Below are 17,556 nucleotides of genomic sequence, written 5' to 3'. Positions count from 1 at the left end.
GCCTGCAGGTCGGCGCGCCGGCGGTAGAGCCGCCGGCCGTCGAGCACGGCCGCCACCGCCAACGGCGACGCCGAGGGGTCGTCGACCGAGCCGCCGGAGCCACAGCCGTCCACGCAATGCCAGCGCCCGCCGCGGGCCACCCGATCCACCACGTGCGCGGCCCACAACTGAATCCCCCACCGCGACAACGCTTCCGCGAGCTCGTCGCACAGCAGCCGGTATTCCTCGTTGCATCCCGGACAGTGCGCGCCCTCGGCGTCGACGATCACCGCGATCGCCGCCTCCGGCCTCGCGGCGGCGGCGACTTCGGCCAGGTGCCCGACGCGCTCGACGAGATCCTGACCGAGGTCGACCCGCATCACCGACCCCAGTTCGCCGTGTTCCAGGGACACCAGGACCAATGAATTCTCCGGAACGAAGCCGAGAACGGCCGGTAGCGCGGCGATCAGCGCTCCGGGGCGATTGAGCTTGAAATCAGGTTGATGCGTCGTCATGGGCACCAACGCTGACCGCCGGCACCGTCAGGCCGTGCCCACGCAACGGGATCGCGCCGCTCGTCTGTGGAGAAAGTCTGGACTGTGGGCCTTATCGTCTATCTCATGGGTTCGATGCAGGAGTACGACATCGTCGTCATCGGTTCGGGACCGGGCGGCCAGAAGGCCGCCATCGCCTCGGCCAAGCTGGGCAAATCCGTCGCCATCATCGAACGCGGCCGAATGCTCGGCGGCGTCTGCGTCAACACGGGCACGATCCCGTCAAAGACGTTGCGCGAGGCGGTGCTTTACCTCACCGGGATGAACCAGCGCGAGCTCTACGGGGCCAGCTACCGCGTCAAGGACCGGATCACCCCGGCCGACCTGCTGGCGCGCACGCAGCACGTGATCGGCAAGGAAGTCGACGTGGTGCGCAACCAGTTGATGCGCAACCGGATCGACCTGCTGGTCGGTCACGGCCGCTTCGTCGACCCCCACACGGTCGTCGTGGAGGACCCGGGCCGCCGCGAGATGACCACTGTCAGCGGCGAATACATCGTCATCGCCACCGGCACCCGGCCGGCGCGGCCGTCCGGCGTCGAGTTCGACGAGGAACGGGTGCTCGACTCCGACGGCATCCTCGATCTCAAGACGCTGCCGGGCTCGATGGTCGTCGTCGGCGCCGGCGTGATCGGCATCGAGTACGCGTCCATGTTCGCCGCCCTGGGCACCAAGGTCACGGTCGTCGAAAAGCGCGACGAGATGCTGGACTTCTGCGACCCCGAGGTGGTCGAGGCGCTCAAGTTCCACCTGCGCGACCTGGCGGTGACGTTCCGGTTCGGCGAGGAGGTCACCGCCGTCGACGTCGGGGCCGCGGGCACCGTCACCACGCTGGCCAGCGGCAAGCAGATTCCCGCCGAGACCGTCATGTACTCCGCCGGCCGCCAGGGCCAGACCGATCACCTCGACCTGCAAAACGCCGGCCTCGAGGTCGAGGGGCGCGGGCGGATCTGGGTCGACGACAAGTTCAGGACCAAGGTGGAGCACATCTACGCCGTGGGCGACGTCATCGGGTTCCCCGCGCTGGCGGCGACCTCGATGGAACAGGGGCGCCTGGCCGCCTACCACGCGTTCGGCGAGGCGTGCGAGGGCATCACCGACCTGCAGCCCATCGGCATCTATTCGATCCCCGAGATCTCCTACGTCGGGGCCACCGAGGTGGAGCTCACCAAGAACTCGGTCCCCTACGAGGTCGGGGTGGCGCGGTACAAGGAGCTGGCCCGCGGCCAGATCGCCGGCGACTCCTACGGAATGCTCAAGCTGCTGGTATCCACCGACGATCGCAAGGTGCTCGGGGTGCACATCTTCGGCACCAGCGCCACCGAGATGGTGCACATCGGGCAGGCCGTGATGGGTTGCGGCGGAACGGTCGACTACCTGGTCGACGCGGTGTTCAACTATCCGACGTTCTCGGAGGCCTACAAGGTGGCCGCGCTGGACGTGACCAACAAGATGCGGGCCCTGTCCCAGTTCCGCCGCTGATCTAGCAGCTGTCGTCGAGGTCGTTGGGCACCCGGTCTCCGGGACCGCCGGCCTCGGCGCGGGCCAGCAATTGCGCGGTCTGGGCGTCGAACGGTGCCGAGTACGACACGTTCGCGGCGCAGCCGCCGCGCTCGAAACCGCCGATCAGCCCGGTGAGCGTGGTGCCGCTCACCCACGGCGCACCGCTGGTGCCGTCCACCAGGCCCTCGCACGCCAGCGACGGAAACCCGCTGTCGTTGACCGAGGTGCTGGCCTGGCAGCCGATCGGCGAGCCGCCCACCCCCGCCGGGTACCCCAGCACGGTGACGTGGCTGCCCGGCGGTGGCGCGACGCCCAGCGTCAGCGCCAGCCCGACGTACGACTCGACCGACGCGCCGGCGTCGTTGCTGATCCGCGCGATCGCGTAGTCCGCGTGCGGATCCTTGCCGGCGATCCAGCGCGGATCGAGGTAGACGGCGTCGGCCTTCCACACATCGGTGGGGGCGGGCGCGGCGTCACCGGCGAGACCGGGAACGAAGGTCATCTTGGCCGCACCGGCCAGGCAGTGCGCCGCGGTGATCATCAGATTCCCAGTGGCCGAATGGATTACGGAACCCGTGCAGACGTGCAGCGGGCCGTCGTTGATGAAGATCGCGCCGACGCGCCGGTCCGGGTCCACCGGACCTGCGACCGCCTTCTGCTGGGGCTGGCTGAGCCGCTGAACCAGCGGCCCGGTGGCCACGGGGACGGACACGATCGGGCGCGCCACAGGCTCGGCCGGCCGGGTGCACGACGTCAACAACGTCAGCAGGCCGACCCCCGAGCACAGCAGCACCGTCCGTATGCGCATTTCGAGTCCATCATGCCTGACCACGGGGTCTCGAGCAGATCACATCCCCTCCCCGCGCGCCGCCGCGTTTGCTGGCGTGCAGGGTGTTAGCTGTTCCATTGTTGGTGCCGGCTGATTCGCGAGACACTGGTCAGGGCATCCTGGAGAAACCCCCGAGAGGAGGAAATCCCGATGGCCCACGGCGAAAACCGCGGCGACGAGTACGACCAGCCCGGACAGTCCGGGATGTACGAGCTGGAGTTTCCGGCGCCCCAGTTGTCGGCGGCCGACGGCCGCGGCCCGGTTTTGGTGCACGCCTTGGAGGGGTTCTCCGACGCCGGTCACGCGATCCGGCTGGCCGCCACCCACCTGAAGGCCGTGCTGGACACCGAGCTGGTCGCGTCGTTCGCGATCGACGAATTGCTGGATTACCGCTCGCGGCGGCCGCTGATGACGTTCAAGACCGACCACTTCACCACCTACGACGACCCGGAGCTGAGCCTGTACGCCCTGCGGGACAGCGTCGGCACGCCGTTTCTGCTGCTGGCCGGCATGGAGCCGGACCTGAAGTGGGAGCGTTTCATCACCGCGGTGCGCCTGCTGGCCGAGCGGCTGGGTGTGCGCCGCACGATCGGCCTGGGCACCGTGCCGATGGCGGTCCCGCACACGCGGCCGATCACGATGACCGCGCATTCCAACGACAAGGAGCTGATCGCCGACTTTCAGCCCTGGATTTCGGAGATCCAGGTTCCCGGCAGCGCGTCCAACCTGCTGGAATACCGGATGGCCCAGCACGGTCACGAGGTCGTCGGCTTCACCGTGCACGTCCCGCACTACCTGACGCAGACCGACTACCCGGCGGCCGCGCAGGCGCTGCTCGAGCAGGTGGCCAAGAGCGGATCGCTGGAGCTGCCGCTGTCGGCGTTGACCGAGGCCGCGGCGGAGATTCGCGCCAAGATCGACGAGCAGGTGCAGGCGAGCGCGGAGGTGGCTCAAGTGGTGGCCGCGCTCGAGCGCCAGTACGATGCCTTCATCGACGCTCAGGAGAACAGGTCGTTACTAACTCACGACGGGGACCTGCCTAGCGGCGACGAGCTTGGCGCCGAGTTCGAGCGCTTCCTTGCCCAACAGGCAGAGAAGAAGAACGACGACGACCAGGCGTGACGTTTCGAAACGCCCATAGCCCGGGCCGACACCAAGGTTGGCGGAGATGACCGAGCGGAAGCGCAAGAGCAATCTTCGCCCAGTGCGTGAAGTCACCGCGCCCACGCTCGAGTTCCGCACCATTCACGGCTACAAGCGGGCCTACCGGATCGCCGGTTCCGGGCCGGCGATTTTGCTGCTCCACGGCATCGGCGACAACTCCACCACCTGGAACGCGGTGCAGGCCAAGCTCGCCCAGCGATTCACAGTCATCGCCCCCGACCTGCTGGGTCACGGGAAATCCGACAAACCGCGCGCGGACTACTCGGCGGCCGCCTACGCGAACGGGATGCGCGACCTGCTGTCCGTGCTCGACATCGAGCGGGTGACGATCATCGGCCATTCGCTGGGCGGCGGGGTGGCCATGCAATTCGCCTACCAGTTCCCGCATTTGGTCGACCGGCTGATCCTGGTCGCCGCCGGCGGCGTCACCAAGGACGTCAACGTCGTCTTCCGGCTGGCCTCGTTGCCGATGGGCAGCGAGGCGCTCGCGCTGCTGCGGTTGCCCCTCGTGCTGCCGGCGGTTCAACTGGCGGGCAAGCTGGCCGGGCTGGCGATCGGATCGACCGCGCTGGGCCACGACCTGCCCAACGTGCTGCGCATCCTCGACGACCTGCCGGAGCCGACGGCCTCGGCGGCGTTCAGCCGCACCCTGCGGGCGGTGGTGGACTGGCGCGGGCAGATCGTGACGATGCTGGACCGGTGTTATTTGACCGAGGCCATCCCGGTGCAGATCGTCTGGGGCACCAAGGATGTGGTGGTCCCGGTCCGGCACGCCTGGATGGCGCACGCCGCGATGCCCGGCTCGCGCCTCGAGATCTTCGAAGGCTCGGGCCACTTCCCGTTCCACGACGACCCGGCCCGCTTCATCGACGTCGTGCAGCGCTTCATCGACAGCACCGCGCCCGCCGAGTACGACCAGGCGGCGCTTCGCGCGCTGCTGCGCAGCGGGGGCGGCGAGAACACGGTCACGGGCCCGGCCGACACCCGCGTCGCGGTGCTCAACGCCATGGGCTCCGACGAGCGCAGCGCCACCTGATAATCGCGTTGACGCGGGCCGTACAGTCGGGTCATGGGCATCGACGTGACGGTGTTGCGCGTTTTCACCGACCCCGAAGGGAATTTCGGTAATCCGCTCGGTGTGGTGGACGCCGCCCGGGTGCCGCCCCCGGACCGGCAGCGGCTGGCGACCCAATTGGGCTATGCCGAAACGGTATTCATCGACCTTCCGGCCGCCGGCTCGGCCACCGCGCACGTGCGGATCTACACCCCGCGCACCGAAATCCCGTTCGCCGGCCACCCGACCGTCGGCGCGTCGTGGTGGCTGCGCGACAACGGCTGGCCGATCAAGACGCTGCAGGTGCCGGCCGGCCTCGTGCAGGTGAGCCGTGAGGGCGACGTGACCGGCGTCAGCGCCCGCTCGGAATGGGCGCCGGAAGTCGCCATCCACGAATTCGATTCCGCCGACGGCGTTCTCGCCGCCGACCCGGCCGACTTTCCGGACGACACCGCGCACTACCTGTGGGCCTGGGTCGATCGGGCCGCCGGGGCGTTGCGCACCCGCGGGTTCTTCGCGAACCTCGGTGTGCCGGAGGACGAGGCGACCGGCTCGGCGGCGATGCGGCTCACCGACTACCTCAGCCGCGACCTGCGCATCACCCAGGGCAAGGGCTCGGTCATCGAAACCGCCTGGAACCCCGAGGGCTGGGTCGGGGTGGCCGGGCGCGTGGTCAACGACGGTGTCCGACAGGTCGATTGAGCTCAGGTCTGGCGGTGCAGCACGGCCACCAGGTGGTCCTGCAGGGGTTGTCCCACGCCGCCCATGCGCAGCGTGTAGGACAGCTCGTCGCCGTCGATGCGCACCGAACGGCCAAGGGCGGTCACCTCTTTGGCGCTCGGGGCCAACCCGATCGCCGAGCTGGACAGCTCCACCTCGATGCGGCCGTCGGTCACGGTGAACGTGCCCGTCTCGATCTCGGTGATGCCGTTCGGGTGGGCGAGGATCATCTCGACGGCGCCCGGTCTTGGCACGCGAAGATATCCCGTTTCGGCGTGCAGGGGCCTGCCGTCGGCCACCGCCTTGGTCTTTTGCCCGTAGGCCAGGAACGGCTTGCCGACGTGGGAGAAGACGACTTCCTCGACATACTCGAACGGCTGGATCGTCGGGTAGAAACCCGAGCCGCGACCGGCCCATGTCCCCAGCAGGGGTGCCAGCGCCTCCAGATCGGGATGCAACTCAGGCGGCATGGACGCCAGCCTAGCGAGTGGCCGGCTCCGGATCCGTCGGCGCTTTGCGGTGCGCGCGCAGCGCCTCGATCTCGCGCTCGAAGTCCTCGGCGGACGAAAACGACCGGTACACCGAGGCGAACCGCAGGTAAGCCACCTCGTCGAGATCGCGCAGCGGGCCGAGGATGGCCAGGCCGACCTCGTGGCTGGGCACCTCGGGCGACCCGGCGGACCGCACGGCGTCTTCCACCTGCTGCGCAAGCAGATTCAGCGCGTCGTCGTCGACCTGGCGGCCCTGGCAGGCCCGGCGGACGCCGCTGACGACCTTCTCCCTGCTGAACGGCTCGGTGACGCCGCTGCGTTTGACCACGGCCAACACGGCCGTCTCGACGGTGGTGAAGCGCCGCCCGCACTCGGGGCACGACCGGCGGCGCCGAATCGCCTGGCCTTCATCGGTTTCCCGCGAGTCGATCACCCGGGAATCGGGGTGGCGGCAGAACGGACAGTGCATGACCGCTCCTTCGCCGTGCTCACCTGCGGGCCCGCAGAACACTCCGAGCGTACCCGCTTCGCGGGCTCAGCCGACCGGCGCGATCAGCGTCTGCCCCGCCGCCAGCGCCGGCGAGTTCAGGTCGTTGAGCTCGCGAATGCGGTCGGCGACCTGGCGGGCCGGCGCGTCCGGCGCCACCCGGTGGGCGACATCCTGCAGCGACTCGCCCGGCTCAACCCGCACGACGGCCAACCGGTCGGGCACCGCGGCGCCCGATCCCCCGGAGGCGCCGTTGACCGCCTGCCCGAAGTTGGCGACCAGGCCCAGCCACAGGGTGATGACCCCGGCGACCAGCGCCAGCCCCAGTGTCGTCGCCAGCGTGACGGGACGCCGGCGATGCGGGGCGACGGACATGGCGACGCCGGTGCCGTGGTAGCGCAGCGGGGCGCCCGCCGGCCTGGACGGGCCGGGCCGGCGCGACCGGGTCAGCCCGTCGCGGCCGGGACGAAGCGCCGGCACCGGCCCGTTGACCGGGCGCCGAACGCTGCTGCTACGCGGCGAGACCGTGTATGTGATTGTCATCTTGCGTTCCTCCGGTCAGGTTGCTCTCGCTCGTGTGTTCGACTATATCGCTCGTGTGTTCGATGTCCGAACATTTGAGCGAAGCGTGTCGAGCAAGCAAAACGCTAGACCGCACCACCGACAAGTTCGGAAGCGCGACCTCTGACATGCAGCACAGGTACCCGATCTCGGCAAAAGTTACACGCATGTGATTCAGCAGCTATAGGGTCTTGACGCCCCAGCCCTAGGGTCTTTGGGCCCCGCCTCGACCGCGCCCGACACGCCAGTCGAACACATGTTTGATTCTTGGCCGGGGTGCCGCTACATTCAGTGCATGAGCGACAGCAACGACACTCCCTCGATCGGCTCATCCGTTGATTCATCGCTGACCGAGCGGCAGCGCACCATCCTGAACGTCATCCGCGAGTCCGTCACCAGCCGCGGCTACCCGCCGAGCATCAGGGAAATCGGCGACGCCGTCGGCCTGACGTCGACGTCGTCGGTGGCCCACCAGCTACGCACCCTGGAGCGCAAGGGCTACCTGCGCCGCGACCCGAACCGGCCGCGCGCGGTGGACGTCCGCGGCAGCGAGGAGGCCACCGAGGCGGCGCCCGTCACCGACGTGGCCGGCTCGGACGCGCTGCCCGAACCGAGTTACGTCCCGGTGCTCGGACGCATCGCGGCCGGCGGACCGATCCTCGCCGAGGAGGCGGTCGAGGACGTCTTCCCGCTGCCTCGTGAGCTGGTCGGCGAGGGCACGCTGTTCCTGCTCAAAGTCGTGGGCGACTCGATGGTCGAGGCCGCGATCTGCGACGGCGACTGGGTGGTGGTGCGCCAGCAGCACGTCGCCGACAACGGCGACATCGTCGCCGCCATGATCGACGGCGAGGCCACCGTCAAAACGTTCAAGCGCGCGGGCGGTCAGGTGTGGCTGATGCCGCACAACCCCGCGTTCGATCCGATACCGGGCAACGACGCGACCGTGCTCGGCAAGGTCGTCACGGTGATCCGCAAAGTCTAGCGACCGGCTCAGTCGGCCTTGACGAAGCCGTTGGCCTGCGCGACTTCCTCACTGGCCAACCAGATTTCGGCCAGCGTGTCGTGGTACAGCGCACTGCCCGGCGTGTAGTACAGCCCGGAGCGCGCGCTGGCCTTGATCGGGTAGCCGTCGGGCGCCTGGTAGGGATCGTCCAGCGGCAGGTGGATCATCGGGCGCCCAGTGGGGACCGGTGCCCCAACGGGCGCATCGGGGGCTGCTTCGGCCGGCTCTTCCTCGTCCGTGGCCGCGTGGCGCCCGGCTCGGGTCTCCGCGGCGGCCGCCAGGCCCTCAGCGGCGGCCGCGCCATCCTCGGGTTCGACCTCCGCATAGTCCGCGTCGGGTTCCCCCGCGACCGGTATGTCGCCGACGTACGCGGCCTCGGGAGGGGTGCGCGGGACCGCGACATCCGGATACCCGGCGTCCCCGTACTCGTCGTCCGCATAGCCGGCCAGGTATTCGGTGCCCGTGTAGTCGGCCTCCTCGCCGGCGACTTCGGGGTAACCCGCCTCGGCCTCGGGGACGTCGTCATAGCCGGCCTCCGCCAGCGCGGCTCCCGAGACGAGCGGGATGGAGTCGGTGTCCACCGCGTCGGGGTCCTCGTCCCCCTCGACGGCCCCGGCGTCGGCCCCGCGCGTCCAGCTGACCCGCGGCGCCGGCCCGGCATCGTCGGGGGGCTGCTGCTCGGGCAGCTCGCCGAAGGGGACGTAGTCGGTGGCCAGATCGGCGTCGTCGTGGCCCCAGTGCGGATCGGCCGGGGCCTCGTAGCCGGCGGCGACCGGGTCGCGCTCGGGCTCGTAGGTCGCGGTGTCCCCGGCGCGACGCCGGCGCCGGCGCCGCCGCCAGGCGAAGGCCAGCAGCACCGCCAGCAGGATCAGCACCAGCACCGGGATGGCCGCGAGCAGCCACCACCACTGCCAGGTGAACTTCTTGGCGTGCGAGGGCATCGCCGCGGTGCTCGGCTGGTTCTGCCCGGACACCTGCAGGCCGGACAGCAAGGGAGCGAGGTTGGACGGGTCGGTGCTGAAGGAGTTCTTCGCCCGGTTCCAGGAGATCTTGCCGCCGGTGAACTGCTGCGACACCACGTCGCCGTCCACGGCCTGGTCGCCGACCGGGGCGCCCAGTTTGCCGCTCGGACCGCGCAGCTTGTCCCACGCGGCCTTCATCGCGCCGCGCACGACGAACGCGCCGTGGTCGGCGGTCCAGAAGATCACCGGCCGGTCGGCGGCGGCGAACGTGGCGATCCGGCTGGACGGCCCGATGCCGCCGTCGGCCTCGTTGGCGGTGGGGAAACCGAGGTCGCTGCCGGCCGGCCCACCCAGCGACTCGTACTTGGCGAGGATGTCGGTCTCGAGGGCGTTCGCGCCGGTGGCCGGGTTGAAGAAGACCTTGCCGCCGGCGAAGTTCTGGGCGACCCCGTCGCCGCCGATGGGATAAGACCCGCCCTGCTTGGCGCCCAGCGGGCCACCGGCGCCGCCGGCCGCGCGCCAGGCCATGTTGATGGCCGCGTTCGGATCGATGGCTACCTGCAGGCCCTTGAGCTGGTCGGCCAGCGCCGCCGGGTTGGTGGTGAACTCCTTGGTTTTCCTGTTCCAGGAGATCTCGCCGCCGCTGAACTTCTGCGACGTGACCTCACCGGCGTAGCTTTCGTCGCCGACCGGCGCCCCGAGCACGCCGCCCGAGCTGCCGAGCTTGTCCCAGGCGGCGTTCAGCGCGCCGCGCACCACGAACGCGCCGCGGTCGGACGTCCAGAAAATCACCGGCTTGTCGCTGGCCGAGAAGGTGGCCACGCGGCTGTCCGGTCCCGCCAGGCCGGGAACCTCGTTGATGGTGGGGAATCCCAGGTCGCTGCCGGCCGGGCCGCCGAGCGACTCGTATTTGTCCAGGATCGGCCCGTAGACGAATTTGGCGCCGGTGTCGGTGGTGTAGAACATCTTGCCGCCGTCGAAGTCCAGCGCGAATCCGTCGCCGGCGGGGTACACGTCGCCCTTGCGGGGACCCAGCGGTGAGGTGTCGCCGCCGGCCTTCTCCCAGGCGGCCATCATGGCGGCCTCCGCGTCGCCGATCGGAGACGCCGAAGCGGCGGGGGCCAGCAGCGTGGCCGCCATCACCGCGGTCGCCATGCCGACCAGCGCGCGCCCGATCAGCTTGCGCATTCGACCTCTCTGCCCGTTCACCAAGCCTCCCAGGCCCGTATACCTGGCCATGCCGCACCCGCGGACCCGTGACGAACCGCAATATCGCCGGGCTCGCATAACTTTGCCCTTGCCGGGGAGAAATGCGAAGTCAAATCACGAAAATTGCGAAAACGGAGACCGCGCCGATGTCGAAATGATGCCGGACCATGCCCGTACCGCAACCGACCACGGCTTCCGGCGCCCGCATCGCCCGCTCGACGATGTGTGACCACGCAGTCGTTGGACGAGAAACACATGTGCCGACGGTACGTGAGGCCATTAGCTGGCGGTCAATCTACCCGGCCAATAGACCAATTGAGCCATTCATCATTGGGGCTCCTCCGGCGGCCGTGCCTGGTGTCCTTGCGCGGCAACCGGATTGCTCAGACGCCGAGGCTGCGGCCGATGATCTCCTTCATGATCTCGGTCGTGCCGCCGTAGATCGTCTGCACCCGGGCGTCGAGATAGGCACGGGCGACGGGATATTCGCGCATGTAGCCGTAGCCGCCGTGCAGCTGCAGGCAGCGGTCGATCAGGTGCACCTGCTTCTCGGTGGCATACCACTTGGCCATCGCCGCCTGCTCGGCCGTCAGCTTGCCGTCCAGATGCAGGCGGATGAATTCGTCGACCATGATGCGCACCACGGTGGCCTCGGTGGCCAGCTCGGCGAGCACGAACCGGCTGTTCTGGAAGCTGCCGATGGGCTTGCCAAAGGCCTTGCGCTCCTTGGTGTATTGCAGCGTCTGCTCCAGCACGCCTTCCATCGCCGCGGCCGCCATGACCGCGATGTTGATCCGTTCCTGCGGCAGGTTCTGCATGAGGTAGATGAACCCCATGCCCTCCTCGCCGAGCAGGTTTTCGGCCGGCACCTTGACGTCGCTGAACGACAACTCGGCGGTGTCCTGCGCGTCCAGTCCGATCTTGTCCAGGTGGCGGCCCCGCTCGAAGCCCTCCATGCCGCGTTCGACGGCCAGCAGGCTGAAACCCTGCGCGCCCTTCTCGGGGTCGGTCTGGGCCACCACGATCACCAGGTCGGAATTGATTCCGTTGGTAATGAACGTCTTTGACCCGTTCAGCACGTAGTGATCGCCCTGCTTGACCGCGCGGGTCTTGATGCCCTGCAGGTCGCTGCCGGTTCCCGGCTCGGTCATCGCAATCGCCGTGATCATTTCCCCGGTGCAGAACTTGGGCAGCCAGCGTTGCTTCTGTTCCTCGTTGGCCAGCTTCAGCAGGTACGGCGCGATGATGTCGTTGTGCAACCCGAAGCCGATGCCGCTGTAGCGCCCGAGGGTGGTTTCCTCGGTGATGATCGTGTTGTAGCGGAAGTCGGGGTTGCCGCCCCCGCCGTACTCCTCGGGCACGGCCATCCCCAGGAAGCCCTGCTTGCCGGCCTCGAGCCACACGCCGCGGTCGACGATCTTCGCCTTCTCCCATTCGTCGTGGTAGGGCGCCACGTGGCGATCGAGGAAGCCGCGGTAGGACTCGCGGAACAATTCGTGCTCGGGCTCGAACAGAGTGCGCTCGTACTTGATGGCACCGCTCATGGATGACCTCCGCTGACCTCCGATGGGACTCTGCCGCCCAAGATATACCAACCAGCCGGTTGGTCGGCGGCCGGCGGCCCCGCGGCGCGCTGGCCGGCCCGGACGCGACACTGCAACCGCGCACACGACACGCCGCGGGCGGTGTGCGTGGTTGCAGTCTCGGCGCGCTAGTGGGCGGCGAACTCGCGCAGGCTGGCGGCCAGCGCGACGGGAACGCGGGCGCGGATGCGCGTGCCGTCGGCGTTGTGCTCCTCCTGCTGGACGCGCCCACCGGCGTGCAGCCGGGCGACCAGGTCGCCGCGGTCGTACGGGATCACCACGTCGACGGCGGTGTCGGTGGGGGCGGCCAGCTCGGTCATCCGCCGCCGCAAGGCGTCGACGCCCTCGCCGGTGTGCGCGGACACGAACACCGCCCCGGGCAGCCCGTGCCGCAGCTTGGCCAGCGTCAGGTCGCTCGCGGCGTCCACCTTGTTGACCACCAGCAGCTCGGGTGGCGGGTCGCCGTTATGGTCGGCGACCACTTCGGAGATCACCTGGCGGACGGCGTTGATCTGGGCCATCGGGTTGACGTCCGAGCCGTCCACCACGTGCACCAGCAGGTCGGCGTCGACGACCTCCTCCAGCGTGGAGCGGAACGCCTCGACCAGCTGGGTGGGCAGGTGCCGCACGAACCCGACGGTGTCGGTGAGCACCGCGGGCCGGCCGTCGGCCAATTCCGCGCGCCGGGTGGTGGGTTCCAGGGTGGCGAACAGCGCGTCCTGCACCAGCACCCCGGCCCCGGTCAGCGCGTTCAGCAGGCTGGATTTGCCAGCGTTGGTGTAGCCGACGATGGCGATCGACGGGACGTCGCTGGACAGCCGCCGGCTGCGCTGGGTGTCGCGGGCCTGCTTCATGTCCTTGATTTCGCGGCGCAGCTTGGACATCCGTTCGCGGATGCGACGGCGGTCGGTCTCGATCTTGGTCTCACCGGGACCGCGCAGCCCCACGCCGCCGCCGCTGCCGCCGGCGCGGCCGCCGGCCTGCCGCGACATCGACTCACCCCAGCCGCGCAGCCGGGGCAGCATGTACTCCATCTGGGCCAGCGACACCTGGGCCTTGCCCTCCCGGCTGGTGGCGTGCTGGGCGAAGATGTCCAGGATCAGCGCGGTGCGGTCGATGACCTTGACCTTGACGGCCTTCTCCAGCGCGGTCAGCTGCGCCGGCGACAGCTCGCCGTCGCAGATGACGGTGTCGGCGCCGGTCGCCAGGACCACCTCGCGCAGTTCGGCGGCCTTGCCGGACCCGATGTAGGTCGACGGGTCGGGCCGGTCGCGGCGCTGGATGAGCCCCTCGAGCACCTGCGAGCCGGCGGTTTCGGCCAGCGCCGCCAGCTCGGCCATGCTGGCCTGGTTGTCGGCGGCGCTGCCCTCGGTCCACACGCCCACCAGCACCACGCGCTCGAGGCGCAGCTGGCGGTACTCGACCTCGGAGACGTCGGCGAGTTCGGTGGACAGCCCCGCGACCCGGCGCAGCGCCGATCGGTCTTCGAGGGCGAGTTCGCCCGCACTGGGCTCTAGATCCGGCTGATCGTGAAAGGGAGTTTCGGGATTCGTCATAGGCAATTAGCAATAGTGCACGCTAAATCGGTGCGGCGCACCTGATTTAACGCCCGTGTGCGTCCCACCATTCCTCCCCGATCTCGCCGCGGGCCACCAGCACCGACGGTCCGCGCAAGTAGCTGGTGGCGTCGGTGACGGTGACGACGACGTCGCCCCCGGGCACCCGCACGGTGAGCGTCCCGGTGTCGGCGCCCCCATCGGCGAGCGCCGCGACGGCGGCCGCGACCGTTCCGGTGCCGCACGAGCGGGTCTCGCCCACCCCGCGCTCGTGGACGCGCATCTGCACCAGTCCCCCGACGGGCGCGGTCAGCACTTCGACGTTGACCCCCTCCGGGAACTGGGCGCGGTCGAACTGCACCGGCGCCCCCACGTCCAGGGCCGCCAGCTCCTCGGCGTCCAGCCGCGGGTCCACGCAGGCCAGGTGCGGATTGCCGACGTCGACGGCCAGGCCGGCGAATCGCCTGCCGCCGATGACGGCCTCGCCGGCGCCGAGCCGGTTGGCCTTGCCCATGTCGACCGTGACGTCGGCGTAGGTGTCGCCGGCGTGATGCAGGGTGACCGGGCGCGCGCCGGCCAGCGAGCCGACGACGAACTCGTCGCGGGATTCCAGGCCGGCGACCCGCAGGTAGTGCGCGAACACCCGCACGCCGTTGCCGCACATCTGCGCGGTCGACCCGTCGGCGTTGCGGTAGTCCATGTACCAGTCGCCGGCGCCGACGCCGTCCGGCAGGCGCTCGAGCACGCCGGCCGCCAGCGCGGCGCCCGCGGTGGTGATCCGCAGCACCCCGTCGGCGCCCAGGCCGCGGCGCCGGTCGCAGAGCGCGGCCACCCGGGCGGCGGTCAGCGCCAGCCCGGCGTCGAGGTCGGGCAGCAGCACGAAGTCGTTCTGCGTGCCGTGGCCCTTGGCGAAGATCACCAGATCAGGATACGTGCCGCCACGCCCGCAACGCGTCGTCGACGAGCCCGGCGCCCTCGGCGTCGAGCCACTGCACCCGGTGGTCGCGGCGGAACCATGACCGCTGCCGCCGCACGTAGCGCCGGGTGCCCACGTACGTCTGCTCCCGCGCGTCGCGCAGCTGGTCCGGTGAGCCGCCGGCGTCGAGCGCCGCCAGCACCTGCGCGTAGCCCAGCGCGCGTGAGGCGGTGACCCCGTCGCGCAGGCCGTCGCCCAGCAGGCCGCGCACCTCGTCGACCAGCCCCCGCTCGAACATCGCGTCGGTGCGACGCGCCAACCTCTCATCCAGAATCGTTGTGTCGCAATCCAATCCGATGATGACGGTGTCCCAGCGCGGGGAGCCGATGCGCGGCGCGGAGGCGGCGAACGGCTGCCCGGTGAGCTCGACGACCTCCAGGGCGCGCACCGTGCGCCGGCCGTCGGTCGGCAGGATCGCCGCGGCCGCTGCCGGGTCGCGGCGGGCCAGCTCGGCGTGCAGCTCGCCCACCCCCACCTCGGCGAGCCGCCGCTCCCAGCGCGCCCGGACCTCGGGATCCGTCGCGGGGAACGACCAGTCGTCGAGCAGGGATTGCAGGTAGAGCATCGAGCCGCCCACGATCACCGGGACCGCGCCCCGGGCGGCGATCGCTTCGATGTCCGCGGCGGCGTCCCGCTGATAGCGCGCGACGGTGGCGGTTTCGGTGACGTGCAGGACGTCGAGCTGGTGATGGGGAATGCCGCGGCGCTGTCCGACGGGCAGCTTGGCGGTGCCGATGTCCATGCCGCGATACAGCTGCATGGCGTCGGCGTTCACGATCTCCGCGCCCAGCCGCTCGGCGACCTCCAGCGCCAGCTGCGACTTGCCGCTGCCGGTGGGCCCGAGGATCGCCAGCGGCCGGTTCATGGCTGCCAGAAGCCGGCGAAATAGCCCACGCCGTAGGGCGCACCGCGGTAGAGCTCTTTGGCCGACCGCGGCCCCGGCTCGGCGAGGCCGGCCAGCACTTGAAACGCGACCCGCCCCAGGATCTGCGGCGGCAGCTGGGCCAGGGCGGCGGCATCGCCGTTGGCCAGCGCGTCGTCCAGGGCGAGCTGCGCTTCGGAGTCGTCCGGGCGATGGCCGCCGGGGGCCGACGGCGTCAGCGTGTTCGCGCCGTCGGCCACCACCAGCACCCCGACGGGATCGGGGACCCGGTCGATCTCCGCGCGCAGCCGCCGCCCGTGGGCCAGCGCCGTGTCGGCGTCGTGGTCGCCGCGGTAGACGCGAACCTGCGCGCTGCCGTCGGGCCGGGCCTGGCCGCGCAGCCAGCCGGCCAGCAGCGCGCAGACCGGGAGTTCGGCGGGCCGGCGCGCGTGCGGCGACAGGCGCACCGGCACGTCCACACCGAAGCCGGCGAACGTGCCGCTGGAGTCGGTGCCGACGGCCTCGTCGGCCCGGCCCGTTCCGATCGCCACCCAGCGGGGCGGCAACAAGGCGGCCGCGGCCAGCGCCGCCGCGGTCAGGTCGGCGACCTCGGCGGCGGCCGCCCCGGTCAGCTCCGGAACGAGCACCGGCGCAGCGGGAACGATCGCGATGGCGCTCAGCACGCAACCACCCTAACGAGCGGGAAACGAAGCTAGGTGATCGTCGGGCTGCTCTCCGCCGCCGGCGGCGGCGCGCCGGGCGCGGCCAACGCTTCCCGCGCCTCGACGACGTCTAGCCCCGCCTCCGCCACGATGGAGGCGGCCTCGCCGCGCGCCAGGGCGACCGTCGCGATGATCACCAACGCCACCGCCGAAACCAGCACGAACGCGGCGGGGCCCTGGGTGTACAGCGTCTCGCCGAGCACCGTCACCCCGAGCACGCCGGCCACCACCGGCTTGCACACGGTCATCGTCGGCAGCGACGCCGTCAGCGCGCCCGCGCGGAAGGCGGACTGCTGAAACACCATTCCGCACAGGGCGGTTGCCAGCCACGGGTAGAACTCCGGCGCGGTCACCACCGCACCGGCGCCCTCCTCGGCCACCTCGACGACGCCCTTGGTCAGCACCGCGAACAGCGCCAGCGAGGACCCGGCGACCACGGCCAGCAGCACCGCCGCGACCGGGCGACCCTTCCACACCCGCGCCGCCAGCACGCACGCCACCAGGGTGGGGCCCATCACCGCGGCCACGATGAGCCACGTCGACAGCGGCGCCCGCTGGTTGCCGGCCGTCGGGTCGCCGACGATGATCACCACCGCCAACGCCGCCGCCAGCACCACCGCCCAGACCCACTCCCAGCGGGTCACGCGTTGCTTGGTCAGGCGCGCGTAGATCGGCAACGCGAACAGCAGCGCGGTCACCTGCAGCGACGTCACCAGCACCACCGACCCCCACGCCAGCGCGCCGGCCTGCAGGCTGTAGTTGGTGATCGCGGCCAGCCCGCCCAGCCACCACCGCTTGTCGCGCAACGACATGCGGAACAGCTCGAGGTGGCCGACTTCCTTGTCGGTGATCTCGTGCGCGGACCGCTGCCGGATCACATCGCCGACCGCGGAGGCCAGCGCGGCGCACAAGGCGATCAGCGCGGCGACGTCAACTTTCGTCATGGGGACCCCTCACCAGCGTTCCGCCCGAAAGCTGTATGTACACGTGCCGTTCCCTAACAGTTCAACGACCACTGTAGTGGGGTGCGCCGGGGTCTCGACCCCACCGAACCCCGGCGATCCGTCGATGGACCGCGCGGCACCTGCGCGAAACCTCCGGGAAAATTCGCGCTTCGGGCATCGCGATCACCCCCTCGGAAGCCACGGCAAAAGACAACCATCGGCCTGTGCCACGGTACCGGGCCGGGCGCCGCCGCCAAATGGCCGCGGCGACGGTGGAATCGAACCGTTATCCCCTGGTGCGGCGCATCGCCCACGGGGGCGGTGCGCGGGCCCGCGACGGCGCTTGCGAAGCTAGCCGGCGCGGGCGATGGGCGTCGGCGCCAAAACGGGCGCCAAA

Annotated in this window: 17 protein-coding genes; 5 read left to right on the top strand and 12 right to left on the bottom strand. The window is 70.3% G+C overall.

The features are described from left to right. A partial coding sequence (locus tag A5655_RS10265) for a DUF4192 domain-containing protein (RefSeq protein WP_156764802.1) occupies window positions 1-494 on the bottom strand: 494 nt, incomplete at its 3' end. 114 nt (window positions 495-608) lie between these two features. Here A5655_RS10265 and sthA point away from each other — a divergent pair. Next, the gene (sthA, locus tag A5655_RS10260) at window positions 609-2,015 is read left to right on the top strand and encodes a Si-specific NAD(P)(+) transhydrogenase (protein ID WP_156764804.1); all 1,407 of its coding nucleotides are present in this window, start codon (window positions 609-611) and stop codon (window positions 2,013-2,015) included. A 1-nt stretch (window position 2,016) separates the two neighbouring features. On the opposite strand, the gene A5655_RS10255 is transcribed toward sthA, so the two are convergent. Continuing rightward, window positions 2,017-2,844 (bottom strand): serine protease, encoded by an 828-nt coding sequence (locus A5655_RS10255; protein WP_067009137.1) that lies wholly within the window; start codon window positions 2,842-2,844, stop codon window positions 2,017-2,019. A gap of 171 nt (window positions 2,845-3,015) precedes the next feature. Here A5655_RS10255 and A5655_RS10250 point away from each other — a divergent pair, with 171 nt between their 5' ends. From A5655_RS10250 to A5655_RS10240, 3 genes are read left to right on the top strand one after another with little or no spacing between them, the layout of a single operon-like run. Then, window positions 3,016-3,987 (top strand): proteasome assembly chaperone family protein, encoded by a 972-nt coding sequence (locus A5655_RS10250; protein WP_067009135.1) that lies wholly within the window; start codon window positions 3,016-3,018, stop codon window positions 3,985-3,987. A 46-nt stretch (window positions 3,988-4,033) separates the two neighbouring features. Continuing rightward, entirely contained in the window at window positions 4,034-5,065 is a 1,032-nt protein-coding gene (locus tag A5655_RS10245) for an alpha/beta fold hydrolase (protein WP_067009152.1), read from the top strand. A 33-nt stretch (window positions 5,066-5,098) separates the two neighbouring features. Continuing rightward, window positions 5,099-5,785 carry a PhzF family phenazine biosynthesis protein gene (locus A5655_RS10240; RefSeq protein ID WP_067009132.1) on the top strand — a complete coding sequence of 229 codons (687 nt, stop codon included), beginning with the start codon at window positions 5,099-5,101 and terminating at the stop codon, window positions 5,783-5,785. Window positions 5,786-5,787: 2 nt separating this feature from the next. Here A5655_RS10240 and A5655_RS10235 read toward each other — a convergent pair whose 3' ends face one another. The 3 genes from A5655_RS10235 to A5655_RS10225 form a co-directional block, all read right to left on the bottom strand. After that, window positions 5,788-6,273 (bottom strand): peroxynitrite isomerase, encoded by a 486-nt coding sequence (locus tag A5655_RS10235; RefSeq protein ID WP_067009129.1) that lies wholly within the window; start codon window positions 6,271-6,273, stop codon window positions 5,788-5,790. Window positions 6,274-6,283: 10 nt separating this feature from the next. Next, a complete protein-coding gene (gene nrdR, locus A5655_RS10230; RefSeq protein ID WP_067009125.1) occupies window positions 6,284-6,763 on the bottom strand; it encodes a transcriptional regulator NrdR in 480 nt (159 codons plus the stop codon). A 66-nt stretch (window positions 6,764-6,829) separates the two neighbouring features. Further along, window positions 6,830-7,324: a LysM peptidoglycan-binding domain-containing protein gene (locus A5655_RS10225; RefSeq protein WP_067009122.1), complete on the bottom strand. Its 495-nt coding sequence runs from the start codon at window positions 7,322-7,324 to the stop codon at window positions 6,830-6,832. Between the two features lie 313 nt (window positions 7,325-7,637). Here A5655_RS10225 and lexA point away from each other — a divergent pair, with 313 nt between their 5' ends. Then, entirely contained in the window at window positions 7,638-8,324 is a 687-nt protein-coding gene (gene lexA / locus A5655_RS10220; protein ID WP_067009119.1) for a transcriptional repressor LexA, read from the top strand. Window positions 8,325-8,332: 8 nt separating this feature from the next. Here the strand turns inward: lexA and A5655_RS10215 are convergent, their stop codons facing one another. The 7 genes from A5655_RS10215 to A5655_RS10185 all read right to left on the bottom strand — a co-directional run bounded on the left by A5655_RS10215 (window position 8,333) and on the right by A5655_RS10185 (window position 17,159). After that, window positions 8,333-10,495: an LGFP repeat-containing protein gene (locus A5655_RS10215; RefSeq protein ID WP_067009116.1), complete on the bottom strand. Its 2,163-nt coding sequence runs from the start codon at window positions 10,493-10,495 to the stop codon at window positions 8,333-8,335. A 404-nt stretch (window positions 10,496-10,899) separates the two neighbouring features. Next, window positions 10,900-12,060, bottom strand: a complete 1,161-nt coding sequence (locus A5655_RS10210; RefSeq protein WP_067009113.1) for an acyl-CoA dehydrogenase family protein — start codon at window positions 12,058-12,060, stop codon at window positions 10,900-10,902. A gap of 167 nt (window positions 12,061-12,227) precedes the next feature. Further along, the gene (gene hflX, locus A5655_RS10205; protein ID WP_067009109.1) at window positions 12,228-13,655 is read right to left on the bottom strand and encodes a GTPase HflX; all 1,428 of its coding nucleotides are present in this window, start codon (window positions 13,653-13,655) and stop codon (window positions 12,228-12,230) included. 46 nt (window positions 13,656-13,701) lie between these two features. Next, window positions 13,702-14,574: a diaminopimelate epimerase gene (gene dapF, locus A5655_RS10200; RefSeq protein WP_067009106.1), complete on the bottom strand. Its 873-nt coding sequence runs from the start codon at window positions 14,572-14,574 to the stop codon at window positions 13,702-13,704. Between the two features lie 4 nt (window positions 14,575-14,578). After that, window positions 14,579-15,496 (bottom strand): tRNA (adenosine(37)-N6)-dimethylallyltransferase MiaA, encoded by a 918-nt coding sequence (gene miaA, locus A5655_RS10195; protein ID WP_067009103.1) that lies wholly within the window; start codon window positions 15,494-15,496, stop codon window positions 14,579-14,581. Then, the gene (locus A5655_RS10190; protein ID WP_067009093.1) at window positions 15,493-16,176 is read right to left on the bottom strand and encodes a hypothetical protein; all 684 of its coding nucleotides are present in this window, start codon (window positions 16,174-16,176) and stop codon (window positions 15,493-15,495) included. The genes miaA and A5655_RS10190 overlap by 4 nt, the downstream gene beginning before the upstream one ends. A 29-nt stretch (window positions 16,177-16,205) precedes the next feature. Further along, window positions 16,206-17,159: a DMT family transporter gene (locus tag A5655_RS10185; RefSeq protein ID WP_067009090.1), complete on the bottom strand. Its 954-nt coding sequence runs from the start codon at window positions 17,157-17,159 to the stop codon at window positions 16,206-16,208. Window positions 17,160-17,556: the final 397 nt, after the last annotated feature.

The organism is Mycobacterium sp. 1081908.1, assembly GCF_001673535.1.
Lineage (GTDB): Bacteria > Actinomycetota > Actinomycetes > Mycobacteriales > Mycobacteriaceae > Mycobacterium.
Note: the sequence above shows the minus strand (reverse complement) of the source record. Positions and strands in the feature narration are given on the sequence as shown.

Coding starts and splice junctions, on each gene's coding strand:
- lexA (WP_067009119.1), top strand. CDS start 7,638: ATGAGCGACAGCAACGACACTCCCTCGATCGGCTCATCCGTTGATTCA.
- nrdR (WP_067009125.1), bottom strand. CDS start 6,763: ATGCACTGTCCGTTCTGCCGCCACCCCGATTCCCGGGTGATCGACTCG.
- A5655_RS10215 (WP_067009116.1), bottom strand. CDS start 10,495: ATGCGCAAGCTGATCGGGCGCGCGCTGGTCGGCATGGCGACCGCGGTG.
- A5655_RS10250 (WP_067009135.1), top strand. CDS start 3,016: ATGGCCCACGGCGAAAACCGCGGCGACGAGTACGACCAGCCCGGACAG.
- miaA (WP_067009103.1), bottom strand. CDS start 15,496: ATGAACCGGCCGCTGGCGATCCTCGGGCCCACCGGCAGCGGCAAGTCG.
- A5655_RS10225 (WP_067009122.1), bottom strand. CDS start 7,324: ATGACAATCACATACACGGTCTCGCCGCGTAGCAGCAGCGTTCGGCGC.
- A5655_RS10255 (WP_067009137.1), bottom strand. CDS start 2,844: ATGCGCATACGGACGGTGCTGCTGTGCTCGGGGGTCGGCCTGCTGACG.
- A5655_RS10235 (WP_067009129.1), bottom strand. CDS start 6,273: ATGCCGCCTGAGTTGCATCCCGATCTGGAGGCGCTGGCACCCCTGCTG.
- A5655_RS10185 (WP_067009090.1), bottom strand. CDS start 17,159: ATGACGAAAGTTGACGTCGCCGCGCTGATCGCCTTGTGCGCCGCGCTG.
- sthA (WP_156764804.1), top strand. CDS start 609: ATGCAGGAGTACGACATCGTCGTCATCGGTTCGGGACCGGGCGGCCAG.
- A5655_RS10210 (WP_067009113.1), bottom strand. CDS start 12,060: ATGAGCGGTGCCATCAAGTACGAGCGCACTCTGTTCGAGCCCGAGCAC.
- A5655_RS10245 (WP_067009152.1), top strand. CDS start 4,034: ATGACCGAGCGGAAGCGCAAGAGCAATCTTCGCCCAGTGCGTGAAGTC.
- A5655_RS10240 (WP_067009132.1), top strand. CDS start 5,099: ATGGGCATCGACGTGACGGTGTTGCGCGTTTTCACCGACCCCGAAGGG.
- hflX (WP_067009109.1), bottom strand. CDS start 13,655: ATGACGAATCCCGAAACTCCCTTTCACGATCAGCCGGATCTAGAGCCC.